Below are 11,038 nucleotides of genomic sequence, written 5' to 3' on the forward strand. Positions count from 1 at the left end.
AACAGGATTAATTATGAGAGATTTACTACAGTGTCGAGATGACATTGACAGAATAGATAATGAAATCATCCGCCTTCTTACTGAAAGAATGGATGTTGCAAATGATATTGCTCAATACAAGCTTGCGAACAATCAGTCTATTACTGATGCAAAGCGTGAACACTCAAAACTTGTTACCTTAAGAAAAAAAGCTAAAGACGCAGGTCTTTCTCCATCTTATATTACAGATCTGTTCAAAACCATTATTAAGCACACATGCTGTGCAGAACAGCAGTATATTATTGCAAAAGCAAACTCTGACACCATTGTAAGAGATACATCAGTTGCTTATCTTGGAACAAAAGGTTCTTATTCTCATATTGCAACAATAAGATATCTTGAAGGATTCAAAGGAAAAATTGATGCTCAAGGATGCTCTTCATTTACTCAGATAGTATCTTCAGTTGAAAACTCAAAATGTGAATTTGGCATTCTGCCTATTGAGAATTCAAGCTCTGGCTCTATTAATGATGTTCTTGATACAATTCAGAACACAAAAGCTTCAATTGTTGGAGAAATCTTCGTTCCAATCGATCACTCTATTCTTGGTGTTGAGAAAACAGATCTGTCTGAAATAACAGATATCTACTCTCATCCACAGCCACTTACACAGTGCTCAATGTGGATTGAGAAAATGCTTCCAAACGTTAATGTTCACTATACAAGTGCAACCACAGAAGCAATGGAAATTGTTGCAAATATGAAGGATCCTCACCACGTTGCAATTGGTTCCCATATGGCAGCAGACTTATACAATCTTACTCCTATTGCAGATCACATCTCTAATAATCCAAATAATTTCACACGATTCATTGCTATATCAATGACAGCTGTTAATATACCTGAAACCATTGCAGCGAAAACATCTCTTGCTTTTTCTGTACAGAAGTATCAGCCTGGCTCTTTAATCAAGGTTTTAAACGAGTTCTCCAAGCGTAATATAAACGTAACAAAACTCATCTCAAGACCTCGTATTGATTCTAATAAGGATGTTTGGGAAGAAATCTTCTTTGCTGATGTTCAGGCAAATGTAAATGATGCTGCAATGCAGGAAATTCTAGACAGCATTAAGCCATATACCAATTTCATGAAGGTATTAGGTTGCTATGCAAGTTCTGAGATTCAGCAGAATAAATAGATCATAATCAAATACCACTCTTTTAGAGTGGTATTTTATATACAAAGCCTTTCTGTCTAAAACTGACACTTATTCTTAATATAGTCATCAATTTTAACTGTCTTCTCAACATAATATCCGCTTCCTTTTAACAATACGAACTCACTTAAACCATAGTGATCTTCTTTGCCATAATCATATGTATAACCAAGAGCTGTCCACGGATATGTATTGTTTACAAAGTTATTCTTAAAGAAGCTAATAAACTCCTTATTGTCAGACTCAATGTTAAAAGACATTCTGTTATCTGTCACATCTGGATTGTATGCAGGTCTGAATAAATCAGAGATCTTTACTGATATAACTGATACATCTGTGAGTCTGTCCTTAGGACCAACACCTATAATCTGAGCTATTCTGATTTTTGAACAGTTAGAAAGATCAGAGGCCATCTTGTAAGAAACCTCTTTTGCTGTTGCTGTCCACATAACCAGTATCTTAAGAATATTATATGTACCTTCCTTATAAAACTCAGGAGCATCATGAAATGTAGCTAGTAAAACCTTATCACCAATAACACCAGATAAAGGATCACTCCGACTTAATACCACCAAATCTTTAATATCTTTCTTATCAAGATGTTTTACAGCTTCTACTGCAAGAGAGTACTTATCATCAATACTCAATGCTCTATTTGGCTGATTAGTGCATGAGAATTGAACTAAAGCACATACAGCAATCAGTAATGCATGTTTTCTTGCAAATAGTGATTTGAACTGTGAAAGAATCAAAACTATACTCCTTATCGAAATCTACTGTAAATATTTAGATCACAACATCTCTCAAATTAACAAAATTCAATCTAAAGTATAATTCAACAAGATACTATTAAGATAAAGAGTACATCATGAAAATCTTCTTTTTACGACTTGTAATTCTATTTATTGGACTTTCTATTGCTCATCTTGGTGTGTCTTTTTTCCTACTAGCAGATCTAGGATCTGATCCTTTTAATGTCATGATACAAGGCCTGTTTAGAACTCAACAGCAGTTATTCTCATTTGAATTTGCAACTCATGGCAGAATTCATATGCTGGTTAGCTTTCTTATTATTGTTGTTCTTTTATTCACAGACAAAAGCTACATAAAAACAGGTACTCTTATCTGCATGTTCTGCGGTGGTCCGATAATAGACTTTTTCAATTACTTTCTTGAACCAATAGTAAAGCCATTTATGAATCTTCCTTTCAGAGTATTCATAAACATTGTAGGATGCGCAATTCTAGCCTATGGAATGACAATCGTAATAAAATCAAAGGCTGGTACTGGACCAAACGATCTTGTAGCACTGGTTTTAAGTGAAAAATCCAAAATGAATTTTGCACCTGTAAGAATTTGCGTTGATGTTATTTTTGCTGCTATAGGTTTTGCCCTTGGAGGAACTCTTGGAATTGGAACAGTAATCTGTGCTTTTATTGTAGGACCTGTTGCAGGTATCTTTCTTCCATACAATGAAAAGCTAATTAACAGAATTATTAGAAAATTTGATCAATAGAAATGAATTTTTGAATACAAGTCTGTTTTTCCTATTCTTCGTTAAAATTCATAATGAATTAACTCTATTTAACACTTCATAACATAAGTTTTCTACATTTTTTAACACTACTCTTTAACTGCATTTTACATTTTTTGACACCAAATAATATAAAAACAAATAGATGAGCAATACATCGTTTTGTTGAATAACAATTTTACAGACAGATTACTTATATGTATAATATTTATATATAGCAAAGCTTTATAAAATATAAACTCATACAAGAACACAAAAACATATCTAAAAATAGATAGTTATCTAAGATAGGAGTACGCTTAATGGAAAAGATAATAACTCATGTTAGCAATATACATCTGAAAAAAAGTTTGTTTAAGAACGCACAGTTTATTCTTTTTGCAGGAAGCGGTGCTATGGGATGCCCCGGAAATGTTGTGGTCATAACCTATGGCGGAAGCATTTTTCAAGGAAATTACTGCTATGATGACATCAAATATGAAAAACTTTTACGAGCAATTCCTATTCTGAATGATTTAGAAAATGGTGCATTCAACAATGAAAATGACGCATCTAATGGTTGGAATCTTCAGTATTTAGGAGCAGGAAATGTTCTTCTTATTAGAGATGATGCATATGAAGAATTCAAAAAATTAACAGAAAAAGTTGAATATGCAGAAGATTACGATCAAATCTGGTTTGATACAGCTTGGAGCATCATAGAAAAGCAAAATAAAGGAAAACATCCTATTGTAACTAAAACCGATGAAGAATTAGAGCTAACAAAACATTTTGGAAGACCAATGGATGAAGATGGCCAGCGATACAAAGAGAAGAAGGAAAAAGATCCTGTAAAAGTTAACAGAATAACTATTACTCCAAAACTTATTCATGAAAATGGAACACCCGGTGGAACAATCAGAACAAATTCAGGATTTTTTTCAGATCATCGCAGTTATATGGCAGAGCTTTGGTATTCAGAGGAAACAACTTGTGTAACATACTATTTTCCTGTAGATGATCCTGTAACAGGTATAATTCCAAAAGATAAAAAGATAATCAAAAAATATCTAATCAATGAGGAAAAACTAAGAAAACACGAAACACACTACTTAGACGTATCTGTTCTGAAAAAAGAAAACGGTATTGAAATCTATTCTGTAACAGTTGCAGTAGCTTGTGAAGACGACAGATACTGCGAGGCCTACCTTTAATATCTGATTAAGAAACTTCATTAGACATATTGTTTAGTGAAGTTTATATGTTAGATTTGTTTATGAGTAAAGGATCATAATAAAACAGACAAACTTCTTGTTACTTAATAAATATTTGAGAATTTTAGAATTAGAAAAAAAGAGTTTAAGGTGGTGCGAAAGAGAGAACTATTCTTCATTTTTTATTATGGATAATCAATAAGTTATTTTTCGTGTCCATTTTAGCTCCAGAAGAGATGGACACAGCGCTAAAATCCCGATTTGCTAGGATATTATATCGACTAAAAAATTACACAATATTAATCTATTTTTCATTGCAGTCCTCTTGAGAAATATAAATTAAAAACGTTTTTGCTCTCTATATTTCTCCGATTTTCCCACAAGTAAGTAATATGAACATATTTAAAGTGCCATTAAAGTGTCATCCTAGGGATTTTGGCACTTTAAAATCTAGACTATTGCGTATTTTGGCTTTTATATCAGCTTTTTTTAAATTGCCATTTAAAGTGCCAATCTGAGAATTTGGCAATTTGGAATATGGATCAATCAGTAACAGTTATTCAAATGATTATTCCTTTATTCTCCAAGTTCTCGACTGATTAGCACCTTGAGGCTCTAATAATTTCTTCTTAATTAAAGAAGATATTATTCTTTGTGCTGAGCGTTCTGACTTACCAATTCTACTTGCGATTTCTGCTTTAGACAGTCCTTCGTTATTTCTGATAATATCCAAAACCATTCGCTCAGATGCAGAAATCTCATTTTCCGTTTGGACAATTGTCTGGACAACAGTCTGGCCATTTGTCCAGACAGGTTTTTCTTTGTCGTTAATATTTCCTGAATTTTCAGCAAGTTGAGTTTGTAATTTATTATTTGTCTGGACAACAGTCTGGCCATTTGTCCGGACAAACTCGAAAAAGAAACCATAAGCTTCTTTTCTGAAAGTCCATTCTACGTTCTGCTGAGTACAATATTCATTGACTCTTTGAAATCCTGTGCCCGACTTTTCAACATCTCGACTTCTAAACAACACGTCAAGGATCAATCTGTTTCGCTTATATGAAGGAAGATTTTTTGAAATAAAATCAATTGGAGTCAATTCATCAGGAAAGGTACCAGGGTTATAAATCTCAATCTTTCCAGGATGTATACCGATTTCTATCTCAGGAGAATTTGTGTAATCAGCATGAGCAAAGGAATTAACAATAATTTCACGAATTGCTTTCTCCGGTATTTCAGGAATTTCCTCTCTTTTCCTTGTACCGATCTCAACACGCCAATTAATTCGATTTAAGACATAATCTAATGCCTTATCTACAAGGTTGTAGATGTTGCCTTCGATAAGTTTTAAATCCGTTATCGTTACTTTATTGTCTGTGGCATAGGAAGCTAGTTTTAATCCAACCTTTGCTTTCTTTCCAAATAATGCATAGGCAGCATTCTTAAGACAGCCATTCTTCACCAAATCAATTGATGAGAGAAGCTTCTCTTTATCATAACTATCCATTACTAATCGACCACAGTCTTTTGCTGAACTGAAAAAATCCTGTAATGAGTTATCATCAAGATCATCATAAGAATAGTCAGTTAGCTCCTCTTCCCATTTAGATGAATAGTCATCATTCTTAATTAGACGCCTAAGCTCATCAGTAGACATTTTCCTATTCTCAGTGCCTGTTCTAATCAGATATCTACCGTTTACCGAGTAAGGTCTATTGTGACCGGAAAATGAAACCTTTATTACATTTCTCTGCTCTATTGTTAATACTTCAATTGTAGGTGTTATCCTTGGTTCAATTGAATCGTTGATGATTCTTGAAATATCCTTTTTTGTAGAATCACTTATCTGCTGCCCTTTTACAAATCCTGAATCATCAACACGGAAATACAATGTTCCACGGCAATGTTTGTTTAGTATTGCAGAAATAGCTTCCATAGCTTCTTTCTTTTCGCCAGTTGTTTGCTTAAATTCAACAGTTTCACTTTCTGCACCAATAATCATTATTTTTCCCCGATTTCATCCTAAAACTGATTGGTCGTCAGATAATCTTTGTAAAGATTTACGCTAACTAAATTACAAACAAAATAGATCTTATTTATTAATATATTAGTCGAGTCAAAATTAAAAAAACTAATGCTTTACTTTATCAAAATTGTGATCGCATTGTGATCGCAATTTTGTGATCTCTTTATGCGATCACAAATATAAATAGTGCACAAAGCATCAAAAAATATCATTTAGAACAAAATAAAGAAATTACATGATCAATCAATTAACTAATTGATACTTTTTGTAACTTTTGAGAATTAAAAGGTGCGATTTTTGATTTGGTGGTGCGGGAGAAGGGACTCGAACCCTTACACCGAAGGCGCCAGAACCTAAATCTGGTGCGTCTACCAATTTCGCCACTCCCGCAAAAGCTAACTTCGAATCAGATGGGGTGGCTAAAGGGGCTCGAACCCTTGACAACCGGAATCACAATCCGGGACTCTACCAACTGAGCTATAGCCACCATCGAAGCTATCATTGAATCGTATTACTGGCGCGTCCTAGAGGAGTCGAACCTCTGACCCACAGCTTAGAAGGCTGTTGCTCTATCCAACTGAGCTAAGGACGCAAGCTATGGTTAGGATCTAACCGAATATGCTACACAGTATTAGTGGAGCGATTCAACGGAGATGTATGATACTAGAGGAATCTATAATCGTCAATCTTTTTTTTAGGTTTTAAGCATATTTTTTTATTAATTAGAAAATAATTTTCTTGTTTTTTTTTACAAATCCCATATATATCGTTTTTTTCAATTAAAACAAAATTAAGCCACTTCATTTGATCTCTGATAAAATTGTAAAAAATTTTTTTAGGTGATAAAAATGTTATTAGGTATACCTTTTTCTGAACTTGTAATCACACTTTTCTCATTACTACTCTGTGGCGTTATTGCAGGCTTTCTTGCAGGACTTTTAGGCGTTGGTGGAGGAATTATCTTTGTTCCTTGCTTCTACATCCTATTTACTGTTTTCTTTCATATTGATCCTAATATTGCAATTGTTGTTGCGACAGGAACATCTCTTCTTTGCATGATTCCGACATCTATTTCTGCAGCGCGCTCACAGTATAAAAAAGGTAATACAGATCTTGCAGTAATAAAGGCATGGTCTGTATTCATGCTGTTAGGTGTGCTTGTAGGTATCATGGTTTCAAAGTTTTTCGGAGGTGCTTGGCTTACACTGCTATTCGGTTCAATAATGATCCTAAACTCTCTGAATACCATTTTCAGAGCAAAGGCAAAACCAGCTTTTGAATCATTACCAGGTAAATTCGGACAGGGAATAATTGCTTTTTGTATTGCCTGCTTCTCATCAATGCTTGGTATTGGTGGTGGAACACTTACAGTACCGGTTTTAAATGCCTGTTCTGTTGAGCCACATAAATCAATTGGAACCTCTTCTGCAGTATCACTTTTTGTATGCGTTCCAGGTGCAATTTTGATGCTACTTACTAACACAACTCCTGAACATGCACCTATTGGCACATTTGGTCTTGTAAATGTGTTAGCAGCTGCATGCGTAATACCTGTTTCATATCTTTGTGCACCTCTTGGGGTAAGCGTGGGCAAAGGCATTAAACCTGTTACATTAAAGAGAATTTTTGCAGTTGCTTTATTCATAATCAGTGCAAGAATGCTTTATTCAGGATTAAGCTATTACTTATAGGATAAAAATCGTATACAATTGCACCATTATTTTTTTAACGGAGAAATATAGCTCATGACAGCAAAGATCATCGATGGAAAAGCTATCGCAAAAGACCTGAGAACTGAATTAAAATCAGTAGTAGATGAAAATGTTGCTAAAGGCAACCGCAGACCAGGTCTTGCAGTTGTGCTTGTCGGTTCTGATCCAGCATCACAGGTTTATGTTAGAAACAAGAGAAGAGCATGTGAAGAAGTTGGTATCAAGTCATTTGCATATGATTTAGATGAGAATACAACTCAAGAGCAGTTAGATAAACTTATTGATGATCTGAACAATAATCCAGAGGTTGACGGAATTCTCGTACAGTTCCCTCTACCATCTCATCTTGATGAGTCATCTGTTGTTGAGCGTATCAGTGCAAGCAAGGACGTTGATGGTTTCCATCCATACAACGTTGGTCGTCTTGTACAGAGAATTCCATACATCTGTGCATGTACACCTCACGGTGTAATGACACTTCTACACAAGACACTAGGTAATGATCTAAAAGGCCTTAATGCTGTTGTTGTTGGTGCATCAAACATCGTTGGTCGCCCTATGGCTTTAGAATTACTTTTAGCTGGCTGTACAACCACAGTAACCCATAGATTCTCAAAGCCTGAAGAGCAAAAAGAGCTTATCTCAAAGGCAGATATTCTTGTTGTAGCTGTAGGTAAGGCAAAGTTTTTAGACGGTAACCTTGTAAAAGAAGGTGCAACAGTTATTGATGTAGGTATTAACCGTCTTGAAGATGGCTCTTTATGTGGTGACGTTGATTTTGAAAACGCATCAAAGAAAGCAGCTTACATCACTCCAGTTCCTGGTGGTGTAGGTCCTATGACAATTGCAACTTTAATGCAGAACACTGTAACTGCATACTTAAGCCACATCTAACATACAAAAAAAAGGATCCATTTTATTGGATCCTCTTTTATATGCCTGAGTTATCTCAGGCATTTTTATTTTCTGTAATTAAATCAGGCTGTCTAGATTTTCCATCTTAACATCTGGATTTACATCAGCTGAGTAATCTACACCAGGAACCTCAAAGCCGAATAACTGTAAGAACTGCTTCTTGTAATCAGCATAGTCTGAAAGCTCAAACAGATTCTCTGTTGTTACCTTTGGCCATAAATCCTTGCACTTACCCTGTACAGAGTCGCGTAATTCCCATGAATCCATACGAATACGGTTTACATCATCGATCTCAACAGTATTTGAATAGATTTCCTTGAACATTCTGTAAATATGCTCAATTACAGACTCATAAATACCCTGCTCTCTCATTACCTTGAAGCAAAGAGAAATATATAAAGGCATTACAGGAATAGCTGAAGAAGCCTGAGTTACAACACTCTTTAATACAGCAACTCTTGCCTCACCGTTAACAGAAGCCAAGCGCTCGTTATTAGCTTTAGCTGCTCTGTCTAAGTCTTCTTTAGCCTTACCTAAAGCACCATGCCAGTAGATTGGCCATGTAATTTCAGTACCGATATAGCTGTATGCAACTGTCTTACAGCCGTTAGCAAGAACACCAGCATTCTTAAGAGCCTCAATCCAAAGCTCCCAATCCTGACCACCCATTACCTTAACAGTGTTATCAATTTCTTCCTGAGTTGCCGGCTCTAAAGAAGCTGTAATGATTTCGTTCTTGTTTGTATCAATTGCAGTTGAAGTATAGGTCTGACCGATTGGCTTTAATGATGATCTTACAACTTCACCAGTTTCTGGCATCTTACGAACAGGGGCTGCAAGAGAATATACAACCATATCAACCTGGCCAAGATCCTCTTTAATAATCTCAATAACCTTATCACGGCACTCATTTGAGAAAGCATCAGCATTAACGTTGCGAGCATAAAGGCCAGCTTCTTTTGCATACTTTGTAAATGCACAGGTGTTGTACCAGCCAGCTGAACCAGGACGCTTTTCTGAACCAGGCTTTTCAAAGAATACGCCTAAAGTAGCTGCACCAGAACCAAAAGCAGCACTGATACGTGAAGCAAGACCATAACCAGTTGATGCACCGATAACCAGAACCTTCTTTGGACCGTTTGCTACGGCGCCACCTTTCTTTACAAGATTAATCTGCTCTAATACATTTGCATCACAACCAGTTGGATGAGTTGTTACGCAGATAAAACCACGAGCTTTTGGTTCAATAATCATTCAATATCTCCTCTTGCACATTGTGCGATGTTTTTTTTCTGATGTGTGATTTTATCAGATTTTAAAATATATAGAATAGATTGCTTTAACATTTGCAAGATTGATTATCAGATTTTTCTGACATAAAAATTGTTTGCGGTCTATCCTTATTTTTTGAACTTTGTCATCAATTATTAAATCATTGCTAATTATTTGAGCGTATAATCTTTTATTCGACACAAAAACGAAAAGAAATAAAAAAACAGTCTGAAAAATGAACAAATTTATAAAATTACTCTACTTCTGCACTTCAAAAAGTGAGAAATTAGAGTACAAAAGTTTAATACAAGCAGTCTAGCGCTGCTGATGCTCTTTAAAAATACGTTTTTGACAGATTTTTTAGGAAATTTGTTTTTTGATAAACATTTTTTGCAGGAATTTAGTAATACCTGATGCCCACTGGTCAATAGTCTCATCTATTACTTGTTGTGCTTCAGCTATCTTTGATTCAGCCAATAATCCTTTATTTACTAGGATTTTTGGAATATCAAAGCACATTCTTACTAAACTTGTTAATGCATTAACAAATGGTTGTTCTTGCAGCTCTTTGTTTATTAGTCTAAAGAGCTCACCTTGAGAACGAGGATCGTTAGACAACCTTCTTAGGATTTCTAGGATTAGAAATCTTAGGTTAGCAATGTGAACAAAAGAGTTGATGGTATCAAAGTCGTGAGCCTGACATTCTGTGTCTAAACCAAGGTAAGACTTCTGTGCTTTGAAATTGGTTTCGATAAACCATCTTCTTGTGTACAGTTGAATGATCTTATCTTCGCTTAAAGAGATATCAGTGGTGGCAATTACAATGAACTTTGAAGGATCGTTGTAGTTCTTAACGAAAACTAACTTAAGTCTGATACCACCTTTAGTTACAGCTTCAACAGAGTTGATGATATTGGCATTGGAATATACCCCTGATTTAGATAAGTGCTTTAGAACCTTATCTAACTTTAAGAAGGTAACACCACCATCAATTGATACCACTCTGTTTTGTTTTAGCATGCAGATTGGACTAACACCTAATTTACCTAGTTCAACAAACATCTTGTCTGAGTAAAACCAGGTGTCCATTAGAATGTATTCACCTTCGATTCCCATGTTTAAAGCACGTTTGATAATATCAACCACTAAGTCGTTCTTCTTGGTTCTAGCTTGCTCTCTAATTCTATGAGC

Annotated in this window: 9 protein-coding genes and 3 tRNA genes; 5 read left to right on the forward strand and 7 right to left on the reverse strand. The window is 35.2% G+C overall.

The window, feature by feature from the left end; genetic code table 11:
* The first annotated feature begins 13 nt into the window (after positions 1-13).
* On the forward strand, positions 14-1,177 hold the full coding sequence (gene pheA, locus J5V48_RS01710) for a prephenate dehydratase (RefSeq protein WP_219936325.1): 1,164 nt from the start codon (positions 14-16) through the stop codon (positions 1,175-1,177).
* A gap of 56 nt (positions 1,178-1,233) precedes the next feature.
* Here pheA and J5V48_RS01715 read toward each other — a convergent pair whose 3' ends face one another.
* Complete coding sequence (locus tag J5V48_RS01715; RefSeq protein WP_219936327.1) at positions 1,234-1,947, reverse strand: hypothetical protein; 714 nt, start codon at positions 1,945-1,947, stop codon at positions 1,234-1,236.
* A 116-nt stretch (positions 1,948-2,063) separates the two neighbouring features.
* Between J5V48_RS01715 and J5V48_RS01720 the strand changes: the two genes are divergently transcribed.
* Together J5V48_RS01720 and J5V48_RS01725 are read left to right on the forward strand one after the other, a co-directional pair.
* Positions 2,064-2,711, forward strand: coding sequence for a YczE/YyaS/YitT family protein (locus J5V48_RS01720; RefSeq protein WP_219936329.1), 648 nt, complete (start codon positions 2,064-2,066; stop codon positions 2,709-2,711).
* A 320-nt stretch (positions 2,712-3,031) separates the two neighbouring features.
* Positions 3,032-3,922, forward strand: a complete 891-nt coding sequence (locus J5V48_RS01725) for a hypothetical protein (RefSeq protein ID WP_219936331.1) — start codon at positions 3,032-3,034, stop codon at positions 3,920-3,922.
* Between the two features lie 568 nt (positions 3,923-4,490).
* On the opposite strand, the gene J5V48_RS01730 is transcribed toward J5V48_RS01725, so the two are convergent.
* The 4 genes from J5V48_RS01730 to J5V48_RS01745 all read right to left on the reverse strand — a co-directional run bounded on the left by J5V48_RS01730 (position 4,491) and on the right by J5V48_RS01745 (position 6,540).
* On the reverse strand, positions 4,491-5,924 hold the full coding sequence (locus tag J5V48_RS01730; RefSeq protein ID WP_219936333.1) for an RNA-binding domain-containing protein: 1,434 nt from the start codon (positions 5,922-5,924) through the stop codon (positions 4,491-4,493).
* Between the two features lie 330 nt (positions 5,925-6,254).
* Positions 6,255-6,338: transfer RNA gene (locus J5V48_RS01735), tRNA-Leu, on the reverse strand.
* Between the two features lie 21 nt (positions 6,339-6,359).
* Positions 6,360-6,435 (reverse strand) — tRNA-His (locus J5V48_RS01740).
* A 28-nt stretch (positions 6,436-6,463) separates the two neighbouring features.
* Positions 6,464-6,540 (reverse strand) — tRNA-Arg (locus tag J5V48_RS01745).
* Between the two features lie 256 nt (positions 6,541-6,796).
* On the opposite strand from J5V48_RS01745, the gene J5V48_RS01750 reads away from it, so the two are divergent.
* Together J5V48_RS01750 and folD are read left to right on the forward strand one after the other, a co-directional pair.
* Positions 6,797-7,639, forward strand: a complete 843-nt coding sequence (locus tag J5V48_RS01750) for a sulfite exporter TauE/SafE family protein (protein WP_219936335.1) — start codon at positions 6,797-6,799, stop codon at positions 7,637-7,639.
* Positions 7,640-7,693: 54 nt separating this feature from the next.
* Positions 7,694-8,554, forward strand: a complete 861-nt coding sequence (gene folD, locus J5V48_RS01755) for a bifunctional methylenetetrahydrofolate dehydrogenase/methenyltetrahydrofolate cyclohydrolase FolD (protein ID WP_219936337.1) — start codon at positions 7,694-7,696, stop codon at positions 8,552-8,554.
* Between the two features lie 78 nt (positions 8,555-8,632).
* Here the strand turns inward: folD and fabV are convergent, their stop codons facing one another.
* Together fabV and J5V48_RS01765 are read right to left on the reverse strand one after the other, a co-directional pair.
* On the reverse strand, positions 8,633-9,829 hold the full coding sequence (gene fabV, locus J5V48_RS01760; RefSeq protein WP_219936340.1) for an enoyl-ACP reductase FabV: 1,197 nt from the start codon (positions 9,827-9,829) through the stop codon (positions 8,633-8,635).
* 378 nt (positions 9,830-10,207) lie between these two features.
* On the reverse strand, positions 10,208-11,038 hold an 831-nt coding region (locus J5V48_RS01765), incomplete at its 5' end, for a transposase (protein ID WP_219936343.1).

This window comes from Succinivibrio faecicola, assembly GCF_019448115.1.
GTDB classification, from domain to species: Bacteria; Pseudomonadota; Gammaproteobacteria; order Enterobacterales; family Succinivibrionaceae; genus Succinivibrio; species Succinivibrio faecicola.